The sequence below is a fragment of the Brumimicrobium glaciale genome (genome assembly GCF_004152935.1).
Lineage (GTDB): Bacteria > Bacteroidota > Bacteroidia > Flavobacteriales_D > Crocinitomicaceae > Brumimicrobium > Brumimicrobium glaciale.
The window spans coordinates 50,855-75,519 of the sequence record NZ_SETE01000003.1 but is presented as its reverse complement, the minus strand read 5'-3'; the positions used below and the strand labels follow the sequence as shown (position 1 = coordinate 75,519).

At 35.0% G+C, this 24,665-nt stretch carries 12 protein-coding genes; 9 read left to right on the top strand and 3 right to left on the bottom strand.

The annotated features are described in order from the left end of the window. The first annotated feature begins 156 nt into the window (after positions 1-156). The 5 genes from ERX46_RS07555 (at position 157) to ERX46_RS07535 (ending at position 13,103) form a co-directional block, all read left to right on the top strand. Complete coding sequence (locus ERX46_RS07555) at positions 157-2,949, top strand: GEVED domain-containing protein (protein ID WP_130093256.1); 2,793 nt, start codon at positions 157-159, stop codon at positions 2,947-2,949. A gap of 264 nt (positions 2,950-3,213) precedes the next feature. After that, on the top strand, positions 3,214-6,993 hold the full coding sequence (locus tag ERX46_RS07550; protein ID WP_317127190.1) for a fibronectin type III domain-containing protein: 3,780 nt from the start codon (positions 3,214-3,216) through the stop codon (positions 6,991-6,993). A gap of 910 nt (positions 6,994-7,903) precedes the next feature. After that, entirely contained in the window at positions 7,904-10,042 is a 2,139-nt protein-coding gene (locus ERX46_RS07545; RefSeq protein ID WP_130093254.1) for a T9SS type A sorting domain-containing protein, read from the top strand. 214 nt (positions 10,043-10,256) lie between these two features. Continuing rightward, positions 10,257-11,627, top strand: a complete 1,371-nt coding sequence (locus ERX46_RS07540; protein WP_130093253.1) for a T9SS type A sorting domain-containing protein — start codon at positions 10,257-10,259, stop codon at positions 11,625-11,627. Between the two features lie 108 nt (positions 11,628-11,735). Beyond that, positions 11,736-13,103 (top strand): T9SS type A sorting domain-containing protein, encoded by a 1,368-nt coding sequence (locus tag ERX46_RS07535; RefSeq protein WP_130093252.1) that lies wholly within the window; start codon positions 11,736-11,738, stop codon positions 13,101-13,103. Between the two features lie 46 nt (positions 13,104-13,149). Here the strand turns inward: ERX46_RS07535 and ERX46_RS07530 are convergent, their stop codons facing one another. The 3 genes from ERX46_RS07530 to ERX46_RS07520 all read right to left on the bottom strand — a co-directional run bounded on the left by ERX46_RS07530 (position 13,150) and on the right by ERX46_RS07520 (position 16,571). Beyond that, on the bottom strand, positions 13,150-13,362 hold the full coding sequence (locus ERX46_RS07530; RefSeq protein WP_130093251.1) for a heavy-metal-associated domain-containing protein: 213 nt from the start codon (positions 13,360-13,362) through the stop codon (positions 13,150-13,152). A gap of 252 nt (positions 13,363-13,614) precedes the next feature. Beyond that, complete coding sequence (locus ERX46_RS07525; RefSeq protein ID WP_130093250.1) at positions 13,615-15,840, bottom strand: heavy metal translocating P-type ATPase; 2,226 nt, start codon at positions 15,838-15,840, stop codon at positions 13,615-13,617. 164 nt (positions 15,841-16,004) lie between these two features. Beyond that, positions 16,005-16,571, bottom strand: coding sequence for a helix-turn-helix domain-containing protein (locus ERX46_RS07520; protein ID WP_130093249.1), 567 nt, complete (start codon positions 16,569-16,571; stop codon positions 16,005-16,007). A 322-nt stretch (positions 16,572-16,893) separates the two neighbouring features. Here ERX46_RS07520 and ERX46_RS07515 point away from each other — a divergent pair, with 322 nt between their 5' ends. The 4 genes from ERX46_RS07515 to ERX46_RS07500 all read left to right on the top strand — a co-directional run bounded on the left by ERX46_RS07515 (position 16,894) and on the right by ERX46_RS07500 (position 24,665). Beyond that, positions 16,894-19,857, top strand: a complete 2,964-nt coding sequence (locus ERX46_RS07515) for a T9SS-dependent M36 family metallopeptidase (protein WP_130093248.1) — start codon at positions 16,894-16,896, stop codon at positions 19,855-19,857. A gap of 207 nt (positions 19,858-20,064) precedes the next feature. Next, positions 20,065-21,288 carry a DUF4886 domain-containing protein gene (locus ERX46_RS07510; RefSeq protein ID WP_165366180.1) on the top strand — a complete coding sequence of 408 codons (1,224 nt, stop codon included), beginning with the start codon at positions 20,065-20,067 and terminating at the stop codon, positions 21,286-21,288. A 304-nt stretch (positions 21,289-21,592) separates the two neighbouring features. After that, the gene (locus ERX46_RS07505) at positions 21,593-22,399 is read left to right on the top strand and encodes a PASTA domain-containing protein (RefSeq protein WP_130093246.1); all 807 of its coding nucleotides are present in this window, start codon (positions 21,593-21,595) and stop codon (positions 22,397-22,399) included. 13 nt (positions 22,400-22,412) lie between these two features. Continuing rightward, a complete protein-coding gene (locus ERX46_RS07500; RefSeq protein WP_130093245.1) occupies positions 22,413-24,665 on the top strand; it encodes a T9SS type A sorting domain-containing protein in 2,253 nt (750 codons plus the stop codon).

Here is a 24,665-nt window from a genome sequence, read left to right as displayed (position 1 = left end):
TCTGTAATAAAAAGATTGTGTAAAACCGCTAGGTCCTCAGCTATACTTAACATTTAGAGGTGTAAATCTTTTCCAAATATTTAACATTTTTTCAACTCCTAAATTCGGATTTAGGGCTATGTTTGGGTTCAATTATTAAACTATATACTAAAATACATGAAGAAAAATTTACTAAAAGGTTTGATGCTTTTTACAGCTTTTACATTTGGCTCAAATCTTAATGCGCAAACATATTGTGATTACATAATAACATCAAGTTCTCCTAAACATATTAATAACTTTGTTACGACAGGAGCTGTTACGAATATTAATAACATAGGATCAGGTCAAGGCACTACAACATCAGGCTATTCTGACTTCACTTCAACTGTTTTACAGTCTTACGAGACCCAAACAGTCGATTTTACCATTGAAGCAAGTAACACTTCTACTTATGGAGTGTCAATTTTTATTGATTGGAATAATGATTTTACTTTTGATCCTGCTGAAAAAGTTTATGGAACAACAGGGTATACATCATTACCACTGTCTAATTCATTTACTGTTCCTGCCGCAACGGCGATGGGACAGTACAGAATGAGAGTTATTGCTGCATATTTAGGAGGTGGAACTCCTGGGCCTTGTGGGCAGTCTGATGCTGAAGCAGAGGATTATACAATCGAAATAGTTGCTGCTCCGTCTTGTTTACCTCCACAAAACATTTATACTTCAGGTTTAACTTCTAATTCTGCAGAGATTGGATGGACTGAAATTAACTCAGCTACATCTTGGAATATAGAATATGGTGCAGCCGGATTTTTACCTGGTAACGGAACTACAGTAAATGGAGTGGCTAATAATCCTTACACTTTTACAGTTACACCAATGACGGATTATGAATTTTACGTTCAATCTGACTGTGGAAATGGTGACCTAAGTGGATGGGCTGGTCCTTTCTTCTTCTCTAATGATTATTGTGCATTCACAATTTCAAGTTCTTCTCCTCAACATATCAGTTCTTTTACAACAATTGGTGCAGTTCAGAATATTAGTAACTTAAGCTCTGGAGCTGGAATAACTACTTCTGGTTATTCTGATTTCTCAACAATTGTTTTACAAGCTTATGAAACACAAATTATTGATTTTACAATCGAAGCAAGTAATACTTCAACGTATGGTACTTCTATTTTTGTTGACTTAAACAATGATTTTGCTTTTAGTCCAGCAGAAAAAGTTTACTCATCTTCAGGATACACTGCTATGCCTACTTCTGGTTCAGTAATGATTCCAGCCGGAACCCCAGTTGGTCAATACAGAATGAGAGTAGTTTCTGATTATTTAGGAGGTACACCTAGTGCATGTTCAGGAAGTAGTGCAGAAGCTGAAGATTATACTTTAGAAATAGTTTCGCCTCCATCCTGTCTTCCTGTATTAGATATTGATACAGTAAGCACAACTACAAACTCTGTTGAATTAATGTGGAATGAATTAAACGGTTCTACTGCTTGGAATATAGAGTATGGTGTAAGTGGATTTACTCCGGGTAACGGAACAATGGCAGCTGCTACAAGTAACCCTTTTACAATTATAGGTTTAAATCCAAGTATGCAATATGATTTCTATGTGCAATCTAATTGTGGAAATGGAGATTTAAGTGCTTTTAGAGGACCTTTCTCTGTTTATACAGCTTGTGGAATTGCTGTTGCACCTTATTACGAAGGATTCAACAATGCTGTTCAACCACAGTGTTGGGATAATACATCATCTACAGTGAGTACTAGTGTAAATAACACATGGAACTTTAATGACCAAGGAGATTTCGGAGCAGCAAATAATGGAAGAAATGCTGGAGAATTTACCAAAGTTGATGGGAACTCACCATACGCTGATAGTGTAATGTTAGTTACTCCTCAAATTGATATCTCTCAATTGAATAATCCATTTTTATCTTTTGAATGGTTCAGTAACAATACGAATAACCCAGGGGATAACGTTCCTTTAATTATTGAGTTGTTCGATGGTAACAACTGGAATTTTATTGATACACTTAAAGGTGATAGTCCTAATTGGGAGTTTGTTAATTATGACCTAAGTGCATACTCAAACAATTTAGTACAAATACGTTTCATGGTTAATAAATCAGTTACTGCAAGTTATTCTTACTACAACGACATTTTACTGGATGAAGTTAGAATTGATGACTGTAGCGATCTTGGTGGTGTTGACGGTATATTAGACGTTTGTAGGTTAGACAATACTGTTGACTTAAACAACAACATTATAGTTAAACCAAACGGTGGAGGTGAATGGTCGTTCCCTGGACAGCCAAATTTCCTTAGCCAAGATTCAATTCTAGAAGTGACTTATTTACCAACAGGTACTTACGATGTTTTCTATGTTGAAAGAACGGTGTGTTATGATACGACTTTCGCAACAATCAATGTATTTGGAAGTTCTTCTGCAGGTAGTGATGGATCACTTTCTGTTTGTAAAAATGAACCAATTAATCTTTTTGAAGCATTATCAGGTAACATAGATATGGGTGGACAGTGGTTTGATTTTACGAATACACCGCTTCCAAACTCTCAGCCAAAAGCAGCAAATATCCCAGGTCAATATAACTTTACTTATATTGCCAATAATGGTGTTTGTCCAGCGGATACAGCAACTGTAGAGGTAGGAGTAAGACCAGATTGTGATTTTTTGTCTGTTGCAGAAGAGATGTTTACTGATATTTCAGTATATCCTAATCCAACATCAAGTCAATTGAATATAGCTAACCCATCTAACACAGCTTCTTTAAAAGTAGAGATGCTAGACATGAATGGACGTGTTGTATTGGTTGAAAACAAAATATTAAGTAATGCATCTGTTGCTACTTTAGTAATTGATCACCTTGAGAAAGGAATTTATACTTTAAGAGTTTACAATAACGATGGACAAAAAACCTTCAAAATTGTAAAACAATAATAGTTTAAGCAATCTTTAGATGTTGTTAAATTAACAAGAAACGCCTCTCATTTGGGAGGCGTTTTTTGCATTAAATAGTGCGTGCATAGTAAGCGGAAACTTGATAGAGACGGAATTGTTTATCATGACTTTATCGCCCGTTGTCACTGGTTTATAGAGGTGTACTGAAAATTTATATTCTGATTTTAGAGTAATTTACTTTATCAATTTATTTATTTACCCTATCTTGCAAAAAACTATTATTATGAAAACAAACTACATTAAATTTATGGGGTTTGTCACAATGCTTTTTGCTTTACATGCATTTGGACAAACAACCTTCCAGAGGTCTTATATTATAAATTCGACCAGTCAGGAACAACAGTTCAAAATTTTGCTAATCCTGGTACCCCGGGAGCTGGAGCAATAAATGGTAATTTCACTCAAGCGGGTGTTGGGCAGTTTGGATCTGCACTTGTTGGAACTGGGACATCAGGGACAGCCAACAATATTAATACCAATTGGCCGACTGCTTTAACAGGAGATTGGACAATTTCTTTTTGGCTTGATATGAATCAGCCTACTGGAACAAGTTATCTTTTTGGAGACGCAACAGCATCAGGTTTTAGATGTTTTGGTGGTGGAGTAGCTCCAGCTAACGGACTTGTTGTGAGAGGAACTGGATGGACAGATCTTCAAATAACTAACGTTTTGGGAACAACTGTGCCAAATATTATTACAGTTGTTTATACTGCGTCAACTGGTCTTAGTGAAGCTTATGTAAATGGAGTTTCAGTAAATTCTTTAACCCAAGCAACTAATTTAAGTTTCACAGGTAATGGATTTGGTGTAGGAACTCAGGGTAACTCTAGCAGTAACGGTGTAGATGGTGCGATGGATGAATTTCGTTTATACAACCGCGCTTTAACTGCTGGTGAAATTAGCTCAACTTACAATCAATCACTTCCTTTAGGTTTAGTTTGTGGTGTTATTTCAAATACTACATTCACTAATGTTACCTCAACTGGTTTTGATGTAACTTGGGATCACGGTTCAGGAAATGATGATTATGAAATTGAGTATGGCCCGGCAGGATTTACACCAGGTACAGGATTTAGTTCTTCTGGTTTAATTACAGGAGTTTCAAATACTGAAAACATAACTGGTTTAACAGCAAATTCAGTTTACCATGTAATCATCACAGAAAACTGTAACAGTGGAAATGATGATTATGTTTTAGGTCCATTGAGTGTTATGACACTTTGTGGAACAGAGGTAGCTCCTTGGATTTCAGATTTTGAAAATGGAGGCGCTCTTCCTACATGTTGGGAACAAGGTTTGTCGAATGGTGAAGATTGGAAGTTTGACAATACAGGTGGATTTAATCACATTGGAACTAATGGTACTTTAAATGGTACAACAGCAAGTGGTGGTTATTTTGCATGGGTTGACGATTCATCCCCAAATTCAATAGGTACTTCTTTAATTACTCCTTTTGTTGATGTTACGGGATTAAATGTTCCAATGTTGACCTTTTACTTAATAAGTGACAACGAAGGCTATACAAATGTAAACTTTTCAGTTGACGTTTGGGATGGTGCTGCATGGAATATAGGCGTCTTTACAAGCAATTCAAATACCATGAATAATAGTTGGGAAGAAATTGAAGTGTATTTAAATAACTTGACAATTACTGGTGATATTCAGGCTAGATTTGTTGTAGACGAAATAAATGGTACTGACTTTTATGACGATATTGCTATTGATGATGTTTCGATTTTTGAAGCCCCAACTTGTTTAAAACCAACTGGACTTCTTGCAACTAATATTACAGGAACATCAGCTGACTTAACGTGGACAGAAAACAACGGTTCTTCTATTTGGAATCTTGAATGGGGTGTTGCTGGGTTTACACCTGGATCTGCTGCAGGTAATCTTCAAAATGGTGTCACCAATCCTTATAATATCACACTTACACCAAATACAGATTATGAATTCTACGTGCAAACAGATTGTGGAGGTGGAGATATAAGTGCTTGGGCTGGACCTTATCTTTTCTCTAATCAGTATTGTGATTATACTGTAACCAATGGGAGTCCTAAATTCATTACTTCTTTTATTACAAATGGAGCAATTGTAGATATTAGTAACCCTGCGTCAGGGCCTGGTACAACAAGTCCAGGTTATTCAGATTTTACTACAATAGTAATGGATGCTTATGAAACACAGACAATCGATTTCTCTATCGAAACAAGTAGCACATTCTCTTATGGAATTGTTATTTATGTAGATTGGAATGATGACTTTATATTTGATGTATCAGAACAAGCTTATTCTTCTGCGGGATATACAAATACTCCAGCAGCAGGATCCTTCGCAATTCCATTAGGAGCTACAGTAGGACAACACAGAATGCGTGTAATTGCAGATGACCTTACTGCAAATCCACTACCATGTAGCGGAAACAGTGCCGAAGCTGAGGATTATATTATTAATGTAATTACTCCTCCATCATGCTTGCCTCCTTTAGATTTAGATACTATAACGGTTTCTACAACAACTGCAGAATTAAGTTGGACTGAATTAAATTCAGCTTCATCATGGATTATTGAATATGGTTTAAACGGATATATCCAAGGGAATGGTACTGAAGTTGTGGCCAACACAAATCCATTTACAGTTACAGGATTGAACCCAAGCGCAAACTATGACTTCTATGTGAGGTCTGATTGTGGAGCAGGAGATTCAAGTGCTTGGAGAGGTCCTTTGACTTTCTACACTGATTGTGGAATTGCTGTAGCTCCTTTTTATGAAGGATTTAACAATGCTGTTCAACCACAATGTTGGGAGAATTTGTCTTCAAATACAAGCACTAGTGTAAATAATTTCTGGAACTTTAATGACCAAGGAGATTATGCTGCTGCAAACAATGGAAGAAATGCTGGAGAATTTACAAAGGTTGATGGAAATTCACCTTATGGCGATAGTGTAATGTTGATTTCTCCGCAAATTGATATTTCACAATTAGCAACTCCTTACTTATCTTTTGAGTGGTTCAGTAACAATACAAACAACCCTGGAGATAATGTTCCTTTGATTATTGAAGTAAATGATGGAACGTCTTGGACGTTATTGGATACCTTAAGAGGTGATAGTCCAGATTGGGAATTTGTAAATTATGATTTAAGCGCTTTCATAGGTAATGTTATTCAAGTGCGTTTTATGGTTAACAAAACACTCACTACAAGCTTCTCTTACTACAATGATATTTTATTGGATGAGTTTAGAGTTGCTGACTGTATCAGTCTCGGTGGTGTTGATGGATCATTTGATATCTGTAGATTAGACAGTAATGTTAACGTAAATGATAACATTATTGTTAAGCCAAACGGTGGAGGAGAATGGTCTTTCCCAAGCCAGCCTGCTTTCTTAACGCAAGATTCAATCTTTGGGGTAACTTATTTACCAGCTGGTACTTATGAGGTATATTATGTTGAGCGTTATGTTTGTTATGATACAACTACAGCAACAATCAATGTATTCGGACCTTCATCTGCTGGTACAGATGGTGCAGACACAGTTTGTAAGAATGAACCAATCGATTTGTTTGCTGCAATTGGCGGAAATGTTGATTTTGGTGGACAGTGGTATGATTTTACAAATTCAGCACTTCCTAATTCTCAACCAAAGGCAGAACCGATTCCAGGTAATTACAACTACTTCTATGTAGCTAATAATGGTGTTTGTCCTGCAGATTCTTCAATCGTTACTATTAAGGTTTTAGATTCTTGTGATTTCTTAGCGCTAGGTGAAGAGTTATTTACTGATATCTCAGTATATCCAAACCCTGCAACAAGTCAATTAAATATCGTGAATCCGTCTAACACAGCTGCTTTAAGAGTAGAGATGTTTGACATGAATGGAAGAACAGTATTAATTGAAAACAAAGCATTGAACAATGCTTCGGAAGCTACTTTAGCAATCGATCACCTTGAAAAAGGAATCTATACACTTAGAGTATACAACAACGATGGTCAGAAGACTTTCAAAGTTGTGAAACAGTAAAATATTAATTACTTAAAATAGAAATAGAGATACATGAATTTGTATCTCTATTTTTTTATGTTTTATTTTTCATTAACTTATAATTAGTGTACACAAGAAAACTAAATATTTTTAAGTCTTTGATAAGAAAAATACAAAGCTTGTGAAGTTTTTAAATGTCAGGAGTTGATCTTTACAAATCCAATATTACCAAACCACATAGTTCCTATCCCCATATGGTTTTTCCAGCACAGCTACTCCAAGAGTAAGTAGTTCCAAATGTATTTTTTCCAGATTTAGAAATATAACAGGGGTCAAAGGTAAAAGCCATTGTCACTTTGACATTCAAATTTATCAACGCTTCATTAAAGGAAATAAAATCGAAGTTCTGTTCAAAAAAAATCGGAACCCTGATTCATACCTCTTATAGAAGGATTTCAGCTGTAAAAAGTTAATGCGTCTTTTACCGGTTAATAATCATACTGCCTTGATAACAAGGATTTCAGGATTCCAAAATTCAGTTTTTCCTCAATTTGTTCTAATGAAGAAAAAATTGTACTTTTGGTTATAGATGTCTTTGATTATTTGCACGATATCTTTATGGATATAAACACTATTTATTTACAAAACACTAATTACAAATGAGACACACTGTATCTACACGAACAATCAGATGGTTGAATTAATATTTAACGAATTATAATTTAAATATACCAAAACAAAGCTTTTAGGTTTATGGACTCCAAAGGATCGATAAATTTATTAAATATGCCTCTTTTGGTGATTGAAATTAAAAAAAAGTTAACTATAGTTTGGGTGTATTATTAATCTTTATAAAATAATGAAAAGACTTCAAAGAGTCTAAGGAGCTTCTACTCTTTGTTTAAATATATATAAGTTAGAAGCTACCTTAATTTAATACTATTTATTTATGAAAATTTTACACAATTGCTTAAAAAACCATAATAAGAATTATGCTGTTTGGCGTTATATGTTCGTGGTATTATTGGTGTTTGCTACTCATGCACAAACTACGGCACAAACCATGATGCCCTTACCTAATTTTGGTAATACTTATTCAGGAAGCGTTAGAGGTTATTGGTTTACTGCCCCTACTTCTTTTATCATTACAGGAGTTAGAGTTCCTGCAGATGCTGGACCAGGAACACAAAATATTCATATAATGAAAATTAATGATGCTACTCCTGTGACTTATGCAACAAGTTCAACTAATTTTACTACGCTTTCATATATCCAAGGAGCACCCAATAATGTTATTCAAAGTGTGAACATATTGGTAAATCAGGGAGATATTATTGGAATTTTGGGTCAAGCTGGGACAAGTAATAGTTATTCAGTGACAGGAGGTCCTTATCCAAGTACTATATTGGGGCAGTCTTTAACTTTGAACCGATTGATTTACCAAGGGAATATTACAGCTGGACCCGCTCCAAATTATTCTTGGGAGCCAGGTTCTGGTGCGATTAGTAGAGTTGAGATGTATTATACCTCTCCGGCTCCTTGTACAGGTACACCAAGTGGTGGAACTGCAATTGCTCCTTCTTTAGCTTGCGGAGCTTTTGGTCTTTCGCTTTCTGGAAGTACTCCTGCAGCAGGAATTACTTACCAATGGTTATCTGCACCAACAGCTACTGGTCCTTGGACACCCATTGCTGGAGCAACATCACCAAATGAGACAATAACTCAGACAGCGAGTACCCATTACAAATGTGAAGTGACATGTTCAAATAGCAGTCTTTTAGATTCTTCAACAGCGATTTTTGTACAGTCACCACCTATGATAGCTCCTTTTTATGAAGGATTTAACAATGCATCACAACCACAATGTTGGGATAATCTTTCTGCTGATCCAAGCACTAGTGTAAATAATTTCTGGAACTTTAATGACCAAGGAGATTATGCTGCTGCTAACAATGGAAGAAATGCTGGTGAATTTGTAAAAGTTGATGGAAATTCACCTTATGGTGATAGTGTGATGTTGATTACTCCACAGATTGATATTTCACAATTAGCAACTCCTTATTTATCTTTTGAGTGGTTCAGTAACAATACGAATAACCCTGGAGATAATGTTCCGTTGATTATTGAAGTGTATGATGGGACTTCATGGACGTTATTGGACACTTTGAGAGGAGATAGTCCAGACTGGGAGTTTGTAAATTATGATTTGAGCCCTTTTATAGGTAATATTATTCAAGTGCGTTTCATGGTTAACAAAACACTCACTACAAGTTTCTCTTATTACAATGATATTTTATTAGATGATGTAAGAATTGATGACTGTATCAGTCTTGGTGGTGTTGATGGATCATTTGATATCTGTAGATTAGACAGTAATGTTAACTTAAATGATAACATCATTGTTAAGCCAAATGGCGGAGGTGAATGGTCTTTCCCAAGTCAACAAAGTTTCATATCCCAAGACTCTATTCTTGGGGTAACATATTTACCAGCAGGTTCTTATGAAATATTTTATGTTGAGCGCTACGTATGTTATGATACAACTACAGCAACAATCAACGTATTTAAACCTTCATCTGCTGGTTTTGATGGCGCAGACACAGTTTGTAAGAATGAGCCAATCAATTTGTTTGGTGCCCTTACAGGAAATGTTGATACAAGTGGTGATTGGTTTGATTTTACAAATACTATGCTTCCAAACTCACAACCGAAAGCAGAACCGATTCCAGGTAATTACAACTACTTCTATGTAGCTAATAATGGTGTTTGTCCTGCCGATTCTTCAATCGTTACTATTAAAGTTTTAGATACTTGTGATTTCTTATCGCTAGGTGAAGAGTTATTTACTGATATTTCAGTATATCCAAACCCTGCAACAAGTCAATTGAATATCGTTAATCCGTCTAGCGCCGCTGCTTTAAGAGTAGAGATGTTTGATATGAATGGAAGAACAGTATTAATTGAAAACAAAGCATTGAACAATGCTTCGGAAGCTACTTTAGCAATCGATCACCTTGAAAAAGGAATCTATACACTTAGAGTATACAATAGTGATGGTCAAAAAACTTTCAAGATTGTGAAGCAATAAAATGGTGCCGACGTAATTTATAGCGTCCGTACTATTTGTTGCCTCGTTAAAATTATTTTAGAAGCGCCTCTCATTTGAGAGGCGCTTTTTCTTTACCACTGTCTTAGAATCTAACCCCCAAATTTCCTACTCTTTTCTTGCTCTTGAATTAAATTCTATTGTGTTTTCATTTTTTCTTCGTAAATTTAATCTCTTATGATTTACAACTAACTCTATGAAAACTAACATATTTAATAGTCTGATTTTATTGATTATTCTAACTTTTGGACTAAATCTGAACGCTCAAACATTGTGTCCAGTAATTCCAGCTCCATTTTATGAATCATTTAATAGCGGCACAGAACCACTGTGTTGGGAGAATCTTTCTTCTGACCCAAGTACAAGTCCCGACAATTTTTGGAATTTTAATGACCAAGGAGATTATGGAGCCACTAACAATGGAAAAATCGCTGGTAAATTTGCCAAAGCAGATGGTTCAAATCCAAATCCCGACAGTATGATTTTGATTTCTCCAGAAATTGATCTTTCTTCATTAACAACACCTTATTTATCATTCGAATGGTTCAGTAATAACACAGATTTCCCAGCAGACAATACTCCTTTAATAATTGATATTTTTGACGGAACTGCTTGGACGAATTTAGATACTTTGTCAGGAGATAGTTCTGCATGGAGATTCCAAAATTATGATTTGAATGCTTTCATGAATCAAACCATTCAAGTGCGTTTTATGGTGAATCAAACATTGACAACAAATCACCCGATTTATAATGATATTTTATTAGATGAGGTAAGAATTGATGATTGCGTGAGCACAACTGGTCAAGATGGTTCCAAAACATTTTGTATATTAAATGGAGTGGTTGATTTAAACGACAATATCATCGTGAAACCAAATGGTGGTGGTTATTGGTCTTATCCAAGTCAGCCTGGTTTAATTAGTGGTGCACACTTTAATGTTTCAAGTTTGACTGTCGGAGCAACTTACGAAGTGTATTATATTGAAAGGTTGGTTTGTTATGACACAACCGTAGCGACCATTTCTTTTTATAATTATGAATCAGCCGGTATTGATGGTGAAACTACGGTTTGTCCTAATGAACCCATACCATTATTTAGTGTGTTGTCAGGGTTTGTTTCACCTGGCGGTACATGGTATGATTTTACAGGAACTGCATTGCCTAATTCTTTACCGAATGCCCAAACAATACCTGGCATCTATGATTACACCTATGTGATTCTTAACGCCAACTGTCCAGATGATTCAGCAGTTGTAAATGTGAGTGTAGCTTCAGATTGTGACTGGTGGGAACCTCCAGTTTCAACAACAAAACAAGATTTCCAAAACATTTCAATCTCCCCAAACCCAGCATCAAATCATTTAAAAATTATAAATTCTTCAAATACGTCAGCTTTAAAAATAGAAATGCTAGACATGAATGGACGAAATGTATTGTCAGAAAATAAAGCATTGAGTACTGCCGAAGAAGTAACGCTAATGATTGATCACCTCGAAAAAGGGATTTACACCTTACGGATTTTTAATAACGAAGGACAGAATGTATATAAAATTGTGAAGCAATAGAAAATGTTTAAATGCAATTTATTACCGAAATTAATTGCGTCGCTTCAATTTATTGTGTTTTCATATTTTCTCCGTAATTTTTATTTCTTATGATAAACAACTAACACTATGAAAACTAGTACATGCAATAGCCTACTTTTGTTGATTATTCTAATTTTGGGACTAAATCTCAATGCTCAAACATTGTGTCCAGTAATTCCAGCTCCATTTTATGAATCATTTAATAATGGCACAGAACCACTATGTTGGGAGAATCTTTCTTCAGACCCAAGTACAAGTCCAGATAATTTCTGGATTTTCAATGACCAAGGAGATTACGGAGCTGCCAACAATGGAAAAGTCGCTGGTGAATTTGCCAAATCAGATGGTTCAAATCCGAATCCCGACAGTATGATTTTGATTTCTCCAGAAATTGATCTTTCTCAACTAACAACACCTTATTTATCATTCGAATGGTTCAGTAATAACACCGATTTCCCAGGAGACAATACTCCATTAATAATTGATGTTTTTGATGGCACAACTTGGACCAATCTTGATACTTTAAAAGGAGACTCGTCAGATTGGATTTTTGTAAATTATGATTTGAATGCATTTATGAATCAAACAATTCAAGTTCGTTTCATGGTAAATCAAACGCTAACAACTAATCAACCAATTTACAATGATATCTTATTAGATGAAGTAAGAATTGACGATTGTATAAGTTCAACGGGTCAAGATGGGTCAATAGATGTTTGTTTTGATGTTGGATCAATTAATCTTAACGGTAATATTATTGTAAAACCAAACGGCGGAGGCTATTGGGCCTTTCCATATCATTCAGGATTTTTGACGCAAGATTCGATTTTAAATGTCTCCATACTTATTCCGGGAACTTATGAAGCCTATTATGTTGAACGATTGGTTTGTTACGATACAACTGTAGCAATACTTAATGTACTTGATTATAATTCTTCAGGAACAGCTGTTAATGATTATGCTGTTTGTGAAGGAGAAGTATTTCCACTATTTGACTTACTGTTGGGTAATGTTGATTTAAATGGGACTTGGTTTGACTATGCTGGAGATCCATTAAATGGCTCAATGACAGCCGCACCATCAATTCCAGGCTATTATGGATATACATACGTGGTTAGCAACTCTCTTTGTCCTAACGACTCTACTGCAGTAGGAGTTTCAGTGATGGAGTGTGGCTGGTGGCCCGATGTGAGTATTGATAAAAATGATTTTGTTAATATCTCCGTTGTACCAAATCCAGCGTCAAATCATTTGAAAATTATAAATTCTTCAAATACTTCAGCTTTAAAAATAGAAATGCTAGACATGAATGGACGAATCGTATTGTCAGAAAATAAAGCATTGAGTACTGCCGAAGAAGTAACGTTAATGATCGATCACCTCGAAAAAGGAATTTACACTTTGCGGGTTTTTAATAACGAGGAACAGAATGTATATAAAATTGTAAAGCAATGATTTTTTTGTGGATATGTTGCAATTCAACATATCCACAAAAAATCAATTAATCTATTTTTGTGATTTCAAAACCAACTTTTTCTACGACTTCAATAATCTGATCTTCTACGTTTTTTGTTACTACAACAGTTAAAATCTTATCTGCACTGTCTAGGTCAACATCCCATTCTTCAACTTCATTAATTGCATTCATTCCTGGAGTGATTTTTTCCTCACATCCTCCACATTTCAAAGTTGTTTTAAATCTAAGTTCTTCCATGTCTATATGTTTTAATAGTTTTAATTTGTGTTTTCAATTTGTATATACTCATCAACTAAATCCTAATTAGAAACGATAGCGGAAATTGACGATTCTAAAATAAAACCTAATTATTTGTTTCAATTGTTGCTTTCGACGCTTTCGACAGGCTCAATCACCGCAGTCAACGAGAGAACATATGGTGACTGATCTTGTCGAAGGCTACGAAATACCGAAGCCCAATTTTAATTAATATTTTCGATATTACAATCGCTAAAGTTTAATATTTTTTAATCTTAAACTGTTGAGCACGACAGAGACAGAGCTAAATGCCATTGCAGCACCAGCAATCATTGGATCTAATAAAAATCCATTCACTGCGTAAAGTGCTCCCGCAGCAATTGGAATGCTGATTACATTATAAAAGAATGCCCAAAATAAGTTCTGACGAATTCCTTTTACAGTTTTTGAAGACAGCTTTAAAGCTTTCGGAATAGTTGCTAAATCAGAAGTAGTTAAAGTGATTTTTGCAACGTCCATCGCAATATCAGAACCATGTGCCATTGCAATACTTACATCTGCTTGTGCCAATGCTTCAGAATCGTTAATTCCATCGCCAACCATCGCGACAACTCGACCTTCTTTCTGTAATTTTTTTACGAAATCTGATTTGTCTGAAGGCATAACATCTCCCTTGAATTCTTCAATGCCAACTTGCTTGGCAACCGCTGCTGCAGTTTTCTGATTGTCTCCTGTCAACATGTAAACTGCAACGCCTAAAGCTTTCAAGTCTTTAATTGCCTGAATAGAATTCGTTTTAATTTCATCTGCAATTCCTAAAATCGCTAATAATTGTTGGTCATCTGTAAAGAAAACAACTGTTTTAGCTTCGGCTTGCCAAGATTGAATGGTATCATTTAATGCTTTGTCAATGGTAATTCCTTGTCCTTCAACCAAAGCTCTATTTCCAATGAAATAAGATTTTCCCTCTTCGTCTTTCGCTTGAACTCCTTGACCAGTGATGCTGTTAAAATCTTTCATTTTAGAAGGAGCAACTCCATCTTCTTTTAATCTTCTAATTACTGCGTCTGCCAAAGGATGTTCTGAATCTGCTTCTAAAGCCAATAACTTAGAACGCAAGACTTCTTTATTTTCGTTCACAAGCCATTTTTCATCTGTTACATTCGGTTTTCCTTTGGTAATTGTTCCTGTTTTGTCTAGAATTATAGCATCGACTTTATGTCCCAATTCTAAACTTTCCGCATCTTTTATCAGAATATTATTTTCAGCTCCTTTTCCAATTCCCACCATAATTGCAGTTGGAGTAGCCAAACCAAGTGCACAAGGACAAGCGACAATTAATACGGCAATGGCTGTAGTTAATCCATGTGAAAATGCTAAATCACCTCCAACAACCATCCAAATAATGAAAGTCAAAATAGCGATTCCCATTACGGTTGGAACAAATATACTTGCGATTTTATCTACCAATTTCTGAACAGGAGCTTTACTTCCTTGAGCCTCCTGAACTCGCGTAATAATTTGAGACAAGAAAGTATCTTTCCCTACTTTTTCTGCTTTAAAATGAAAACTTCCTTTCTGATTAACTGTTCCCGCAAAAACTTTTTCCCCTTCAGATTTTTCGACAGCTGTTGGTTCTCCAGTTATCATGCTTTCATTTACAAATGAACTTCCTTTGATTACTATTCCATCTACAGGAACTCTTTCTCCAGGTCGAATGATAATCGTATCTCCTTTTTCAACCGATTCAATAGGAATTTCTTGTTCCTCTCCATTGATGATTACGCGTAAAGATTTCGGTTGCAATCCCATTAACTTCTTTAAAGCGGTGGAAGTATTGGATTTCGCTTTTTCTTCCATCACTTTTCCTAAAAGAATAAAAGTGATAATTACGGTAGCCGCTTCATAATAAACATGTGCAGGCATTCCGCGAGAAATAAAGAAATCAGAGAAAAATGTGCTGAATATACTAAACGCATAAGCGATTCCTGTACTCAAAGCTACAAGTGTATCCATGTTTACTTTTCCATGCTTGGCTTGTTTCCATGCATTAATATAAAAGCTACGACCGAAAATAAAAAGTACTGGAGTTGCAAAAGCCAGTGAAATATAATGTCCGGGTTCCCATTCCATAAAGAACATTCCCAATACAAAAACTGGCAAAGTCAATAGGGCTGCCCAAAGTGTTCTTTTCTTAACTTCTTTATAATTTTTATCTTGTAATTCTTCTTGTTCCTCCGTTGCATTTTCTGTGCTAATGATAATATCATATCCCGCACTTTGTAAATTCGATTTTAATTCCTCTTTACTGACAGTTCCTGTATCGTAAGAAACCAAAACGCTATTCGAAGCAAAATTCACACCTGCTTCAGTTACCCCATCCATTTTCTTAAGGATGTTTTCAACGCTCGAAGCACAACCTGCACAAGTCATTCCTGTAACTGGAAATGTAGATTTTTCTATTGTTTGTGTGCTCATAATTTGATTTTTTGTTGAAATACAAATATCGACAATTAAAACACCAAGTGTGTTATGTTATTTTGAGAGAAGGTTATGATTTTTTGTAGGGGCGATTTGCAAATCGCCCCTACAAAAACACCGCTGCAAACCGCCCCTACCAAATCGCCCCTACAAAAACACCCCTATAAATCATCAATACCTTTTCGATTCGGATCACGTAATTCCTTAAACTGTGTCAAGGTCATACCTGTTTCTTTTTTGAAAACTCCAGATAAATAGGCAACACTGTTATAATTCAATTGATGTGCAATCTCCGTGGTGGAAATTTCACCGTAAAAGAGTAATTCTTTCACTTTTTCAATTTTCTGAATGACTATAAATCGATTAATAGTTATTCCTTCAACCGCAGAAAATAACCGACTTAAATATGGATAATCGTAATTGAGTTTTTCACTCAAAAAATCGGAGAAGTTCACCGTTAAAGGTTCAGGATTGTGGTGAATCTGCTGAATTATCGCTGTTTTAATTTCTGAAATCAATTGAGATTTACTGGAAGAGAGCAATTCAAATCCCAAAGTATTCAGTTTTTGGTCTAATTCATTGCGCAGTTTTTCACTGAGTTCTTCTCCAAGATAAACCTGACCCAACTCAACTTTATCTGTAGAGATTTTCATTTCCTGAAAAACGTTTTCCACCGCGGTAATACACCGTGGACAAACCATGTTTTTTATGTGAAGTGTTTTTGTCATTGGCTTAAATTCAAAGGTAAGAAAACAAACGCTTTCGTTCAAAATTTAACGCATTCAAAATACAATGCATATTTATTAACATATTGTAGGTAAACATAACAGTCGTAGATTTTCTGTTATAAACAATTCAGTACTTTCCCTTTTTCACCTTCAATTCCTCCGTTTAACAACCAACCACTTCCGTTTAAATAAATTACATCCAATACCTTGTTAATTATTTGTCGCATAACTTCATAATCTATATATTGGTGAATCCTAATTAGCTTATAAAAGACTTTTTAAGTTATTTTTGGGAAACACAAGCTTTTAAAATCTTATAAAAATGAAAACATTTATACTCAAAATTACCCTTCTCCTTTTTATTCTTCCCTTCTATTCTTTAGCACAAAATTCGAATGTGATTCTTCAAGAAACGTTGGATGCGAATGCAAAAAAATACGAATTAACTAAGTCAGATGCTTCTAATTGGGAGTTGGTAAATCACCATGATGCAAGAAGAGGGAATGTTGGATTTTATTATGTTCATCAATCACACAATGGAGTTTTGGTTCACAATGCAATAAGTGTTATTGCAATAAAAGACAACCAAGGATACTTAACTTCAAACGGTTTTATTTCAGATTTAGAAAGCAAAGTTAAAACCTTGACTCCAACTATTTCTGCTAAAGATGCCATTCTCGCTGCAGTAAATAATATAGCAGCTAAAAACAGTGGAGATATTATCGAATTACCTTCGAAAGGTATCAATAAGCATGTTTTTGAGGCAAAAGGTTTATCAGTTGAAGAAATTACTGTTGAGCTCAAGTTGTTTAAAATAGATGAATCAACAGTTCGTGTAGTTTGGGATTTACATATCTATCAATTAGATCAGAAGCATTGGTGGAGTATTAGAGTTGATGCGCAAACAGGAGCTGTTTTAGAAAAAACGGATTGGGTGTTGAATTGCGATTTTGGTGGAAAAGAAAACCACGGAGATTCTCATGCAAATCACAATCATCAGAAATCACAATTTACACAATCAGGTATGCTGCCACCTCCACCGCCAGGAGTTGGAGCAGGATATAATGTTTTCCCCATCCCAGTAGAAAGTCCAATTCATGGAAGTCGACAATTGGTAATAGATCCAGATGATCCAATTGCTTCCCCTTATGGATGGCACGATACAGATGGAGTTGCTGGAGCTGAATTTACTACTACACAAGGAAATAATGTTTACGCAAGTGAAGACAGATCAGATGCTGATGTTTTAGGATATACACCAAATGGAGGAACAACATTAAACTTCGATTTTCCTTTAAACATGAATTTGATTCCAAGTGACTATGAAGATGCTGCAATTACGAATCTGTTTTATATGAATAATATAATGCATGATGTATGGTATCAATATGGATTCGATGAAGCGAGTGGTAATTTCCAACAAAACAATTATGGAAATGGCGGTGCTGACGATGATCATGTCGACGCACAAGCACAAGATGGTGGTGGAATGAACAATGCCAATATGTCTACTGGACCAGATGGATTTAATCCAAGAATGCAAATGTATCTTTGGTCATCTGCCGATCCTGATTTGTTAACCATAAATTCTCCATCTTCAATTAGTGGAGTTTATGGAACCAAACAAGCTGGTTTTGGACCAATTGTTCCTGTAGCTCCTATCACTTCAGATATTGCGCTTTACGATGATAACTCTGGAGATTTCTTGGATGGTTGTCAAACGGCAATAAATCCAACAGAGTTGGATGGTAAAATTGTATTGGTTAAAAGAGGTGGATGTAACTTTGTTACTAAAGTTGAAAACGCTGAAAATGCTGGAGCAATTGCGGTAATTGTAGTTAATAATGTAGCTGGAAATATTATCGCGATGGGTGGAACTGATCCTGGAATAGGTGTTCCTTCTATTATGATTTCTCAAGCCGATGGATTAGCAATTATAACTCAAATTCAAAATGGAACAGAAGTCAACGGAACTTTGTCATCTCCAAACGGGAGTAATTTTTTAGATGGAGATTTTGACAATGGAATTATTGCACACGAATATGGTCATGGAGTTTCTATTCGTTTAACGGGTGGTGCTAGTGAAGCAAATTGTTTAGCGAATGAAGAACAAATGGGCGAAGGTTGGTCAGATTGGTTTGGAATGATGCTAACAATTGAACCAGGAGATTTAGGAACAGACGGAAGAGGTATTGGAACTTTTGCAAGTGGTGAACTCGCAACAGGTGGCGGAATTCGTCCTTTACGTTACAGTACTGATTTCAATATAAATAACATTACTTATGACGCAACAAACAATTCAGCGATTTCTCAACCGCATGGAATTGGATTTGTTTGGGCAACAATGTTATGGGATTTGAATTGGGCCTTAATCAATCAATATGGAATTGATGCTGATATTTATAATGGAACAGGAGGAAACAATATTGCTATGCAATTGGTGATTGACGGACTGAAACTACAAAGTTGTTATCCTGGTTTTATAGATGGAAGAGATGCAATTTTGCAAGCAGATCAAATATTTAACAATGGCGACAATCAATGTTTAATTTGGAATGTGTTTGCTAAAAGAGGATTAGGTTATTCTGCAAATCAAGGTTCAAGCGATAATAGATTTGATCAAATGGAAGCTTTTGATTTGCCACCAAATTTATCCATAGCTGCAAACACAATTACAGTTGAGGCTTGTAATTCTTACACTTGGGCAGAAAACGGACAAACTTATTCTGAAACAGGAAATTACGTTCATGCTATTAATAACTCTACCAATTGTGATTCCATTCTAACATTAGAATTAACAATTGAAAATATTAATTCTCAAATTAGTTATAGCGGAAATGGCGGCACTTTAGCATCCTATTCTGGTTACACAAGTTACCAATGGATAGACTGTGATAATGGAGACGCACCTATTTCAGGAGCTACAAATGCTACATATACTCCAGCTGTTAATGGAAATTACGCAGTTATAATTACCTCAGGAAACTGTACAGTAACATCTAATTGTTTGCGTATAGGTAATGTTGGACTAGAAAATAACGCTATTGAACAAGTGACTGTTTACCCAAATCCTTCAAAAGGAAAGGTAGAGATGAGCTTTTCTAAAACAATAGAACAAGCAGATATTCGAGTTTATGATATGACTGGAAAGCTAGTTCAAGAATTCGAAGTTATAGATGTTCCTCAATTTTCTTTCTTCTTAAAAGGAGAAAATGGAGTTTATACAATTGAATTGACAACAAGTAAAGGCGAAGTAATTAGAAAAAGAATTAGTAAAATTGATTAATTTGAATCAGTTTCTACCATTGGTTTTTGACTTTTAACCCTATTCCTTAACTGTTACTGCGAGGATTTATCTCGTGGTAACAGTTAAATACTATATTCATCTAATTTTAGCAATCCAAGAGTGACTTCTTTTAAGCAATGATTTATTCGGCTTTTGATGACAACTAATTCTTTACAATGTTCGTCTTTTGCATTAAATATTACGAATATGAAAAGAATTTTATCCCTCGCTTTTTTATTAATCGCTACAACAGGCTTTAGTCAAACCGAGAAAAAGGTGCTATTTATTGGAAATAGTTACACCAGTGCTAATAATCTACCTGATTTAGTTAATTCTTTGGCGCAAGCTGCAGGAAATTCTATTATAGCACAGGCACATATACCGGGCGGTTCTCAATTAAGTCAACATGCTGTAAACTCAACGGTTTTAAATTTAATTTCATCTAAAGACTGGGACTACGTTATACTTCAGGACCAAAGTCAAAAACCATCTTTTCCAGACGCACAGGTCCAAGCAGATGTTTATCCTTATGCAGAAATACTTGCTGATAGTGTTTATTCTAACAATGAATGTTCAGTTCCTTTGTTTTATGGAACTTGGGGTAGACAAAATGGAGACTCACAATGGGTAGGGATTAATACATTTGAGAAAATGAATGGCCGATTATTTGATGCATACACATATATGGCAAACGATGCAGAAGGAATGTTGTCACCTGTTGGAATTGGATTTGCTCATGTTAAACAAGCTGGAGTTGGAGCAGTTGTAAATTTCAATGATTTATACACCAGTGATGAAAGTCACCCAACTATAAAAGGATCGTATTTAGCAGCTTGTATTTTCAACAATATTATTTTCAATGGAGTGTCTACGGGAAATACTTTTTTGCCTGCTGGAATGACTTCAAATGAAACGGCATATCTACAAGGAGTTGCAGATCATGTTGTATATGCTGTGGATTCTGTTCAAATAGATTTTCGACCTGATTTAACAAATAACACATTTGCAACAGCTGTAAATTCTTCGCAAGTAACATTTACTCCAACAATAACAGATGGTGATTTTGAATCATGGGACTTTGGAGATGGACAAACTTCAACACAAGAAAATGCAATCCATACTTACACGAGTAACGGGATTTATGAGGTAACAATGCATACTTCTGCTAATTGTCAATCCGATTCTTTAAAACAAGATGTCGATATTAATGTTTTGGGAATTTCAAATGAAGAAATGTTGTCATTTAATGTGTATCCTAATCCTTCGTCTGATGGAATCGTAACTATAGATTTAAAAGGAAAAGGAAATTATTCTGTTTTCACTTTATTAGGAAAAGAAATTTATGAAGGAAACACACAACAAATAACTTTATCAAAAGGAGTTTATATTGTTCGTTATAAAAATGAAACTAGAAAAATTACAGTACTATAGTGAATGAGTATCATTTACTCAATTATATAATTGAGAATTAATAAAATGTATTGTTAGAAGAGGAGAATATAATGGGAATTTGAGCCATTGTTTTCTCCTCTTTTTTTTATGTAAAATGGTTTAAGGAATACCGATATTCTAAATTTTAGGCTAAAACGAAGCGTTTCTGGAAATCACGGTTATTTTCTTTTTTTAGTTCATAATTAGGGTTTATTCTACTTTTTTTGGAATTCGAATCCAAATAACTAAAAAGAGTTTAAACATTTTAGTTAGATTTGCTTAATTATTTATTCCAATTTGAAGTATGGGGTTCTTTAAGAAGCTAGGAAATTTTATTATCAGTCGTAAATTCATTATCAATTTCCTATTATTTGGATTGGTGTGGTTCCTAATTATTTGGGGTGGAACTACCTATTTTGGTAGCTATACTCGTCATGGAGAAAGTATTGAGGTGCCAAATTTATTGAACAATAACGTAAATGATATTTCTACACTTATTGGGGATAGAGACATTAAATATGAAATTTTAGATTCTATTTATAATCCAGATTTAGTGGAAGGAACAATAATTTATCAAAATCCTATGCCAACAGACTCTTCTGGATTATCTGTAAAATCAGATCGTGTTATTCGTGTGCGTGTTTCTAAACGTTCTCGATTGGTAATGGTTCCTGTTGTCGTAAGTAAAAGCCATCGATTTGCAGAAGCTGTTTTAATGACCAAAGGTTTGCGCACGAGAGTAAACTTTGTTCCGAGTAATGAAGACCAAGGAAGTGTGATTTCTCAAAAGTTTAAAGGGAAAGATATTACGACTGGTCAGCAAGTGCCTATAAATTCTGTAATTGAATTAACAGTAGGGAAAAGAACACAAGGAGAAATGGTTGGAATCCCAAATTTAAACGGACTTACAATAAATGAAGCACAAGAGCGTTTTTTAGGTAGTTCTAGCTTAAGACTTTATCCTGTTTATTCAGGTTGTGAAACCTCAAAAGATAGTCTTAATGCAAGAGTGATTCGTCAAACACCTGTTGCTTCAGATAGCAGCAAAATTCCTGAAGGATCTACGATTACTATATTTTTATCCCCAAATGAAGGCGGGTTAATCAATTAGGAAAATTATACTCATGAAATACGTTCAAATTTTATTACTCACTTTTTTTGCAACTATCGTTTACGGTCAGGATGGTGTGAGTCCATTAACTGCTAATCCAGATTTGTTTGGAAAACAAAAAGTAATGCAGACAAAAGCTTTAAAAAATAGCTTTGATAGTACATTTTACTATAAAACAGATACGCTTAGCTTGCCTTTCTTTGATGATTTCTCAAGAAATAAATTCCAGAAGTATGATGCTGATTTCACTGATGCTAATGTAACAGAACAACTTTTTCATAAAATCTTGGATGAATTTACTAATGTTCCTTTGGCAGCTGGAACTATTTTAACCAACACAAGAACTTATCGTTTAGAATACAACGCAACATCAGATATAACGACTTACGATTATTTTGACTCTACTCGATTCCTTTATGATGATTTGTCTACTTACGAACCTAATCACATTCAAACGTATGCCTTTCCAGGATATATAATTTATGATACGTTGGATGGAACAGCAAATCCTATGGATACAATCTGGGTCAATAATCCTGATTTTGTGCAAGATTCTGCAAGAATATTTATTGCAACAATCAATGATCCTAATAAATTATGGGTAAATGATCAAGCTTATCATAATTACAGATTCGCTGTAAATCCTTGGTCGCTTGGTGTTGTTACTTTCGATGGATTAGATGAGTTTGGTTATCCATATAATTTTGGAACGAGTGCCAATGGAATAGCAGATCTTCTAATTGGGAAACCATTAGATTTATCTACTAACGCTCCAGGCGATTCTATTTATTTAAGTTTTTTATATCAAACACAAGGGTTCGGAGATATGCCAGGAGTAGAAGGACCCAATTCTGACTCTATCTACCTTGAGTTTTATTCTCCAGCGACTCAATTGTGGAAACGTGTTTGGAGGTCTGGAGGAGGTTCAACAACAGATTTTAAAGTGGCGCATATTGCCGTAACTGATCCAATTTATTTCCAAAAAGGATTTCAATTTCGATTTTCAAATTTTGGTTCTCTGGCAGGTGCTTTAGATCATTTTCATATCGATTATGTTGATTTCAGAACTTTGTCAGGATATCAAGACACTTTATTTAAAGATTTTGCTTTGGTTTATCCTATTTCAACGCTATTAAAAGATTACATCAGCGTTCCATGGAAACATTACAGAAATAATCCTGTAGGAAAGATGAGTGATGAAGTGGAAGTTACTGTTAGAAATGGAAGTGAATTAACAGAAAATAATCAGAACGGTAGAGTTAATGTTTATTATAATGGGAATTTAGAAGGAAATTACGCTTTAAACGCAGCAGCACTTTCAGGAGGAAATATAAATTATTCGCCCCGTACAACTTATTCAAGCGTTCATGATTTTTCATCAGGATATGCTTATGACCACACTTTAAGTAATGATACTATGGGGATTTTTGATTATGAAGGAATAGCAAGTGCTCAATTTCCAAATAATCCAATAAACGATACGACATTCGGTCAACAAGTGTTTAAGAATTATTATGCTTATGACGACGGAACAGCTGAGAAAGCTTATGGTGTAACAGCAGAACAAGGATTGTTAGCCTATCAATTTAATGCTTATGAGCCAGATTCATTGGTGGCAATTCAAATTCATTTCGTTCCTTCGGTTGTAGATGTTTCAAATAATTTGTTTCTTTTGACAGTTTGGGACGATCAAAACGGACAGCCAGGAGCTATTTTATATGAAGATGAATTTTTCTATCCCCGCCAGCCTATTTATACGTATGGACGTAATAATTTCAAATCATATTTCTTTAAGGATACAATGAGAGTTGGAGTAGGAGAAACCTATTACATTGGAATGCGTCAAATTGATGAAGATAGATTAAATATTGGATTTGATATGAATCACGATAATGCAGATAAAATTTTCTGGAGTATTGATGGAGGAGGCAATTGGAATAACTCGAATTTCGAAGGTTCGGTAATGATGCGACCTTTGGTTACGAGTAAAATGGATTATCAATTGGGAATAAAAGAGCGAATACTTACAGCGCAAAATTTGGATTTCACTATTTACCCAAATCCAACAAGAAATATTTTAAATATCAAAGGAGAAAACTTCAGTAATTCAACAGCTTTTGAAATAAGAGATTTGAATGGAAGAATTGTTACGCGTTTTACCAACGAAGAACAAGTAGATATATCAATGGTTCACAATGGAATTTATCTTGTGAGCCGAATTGAAAAAGGTCAGGTTATACAAACAAAGAAATTAGTAGTTCATTAA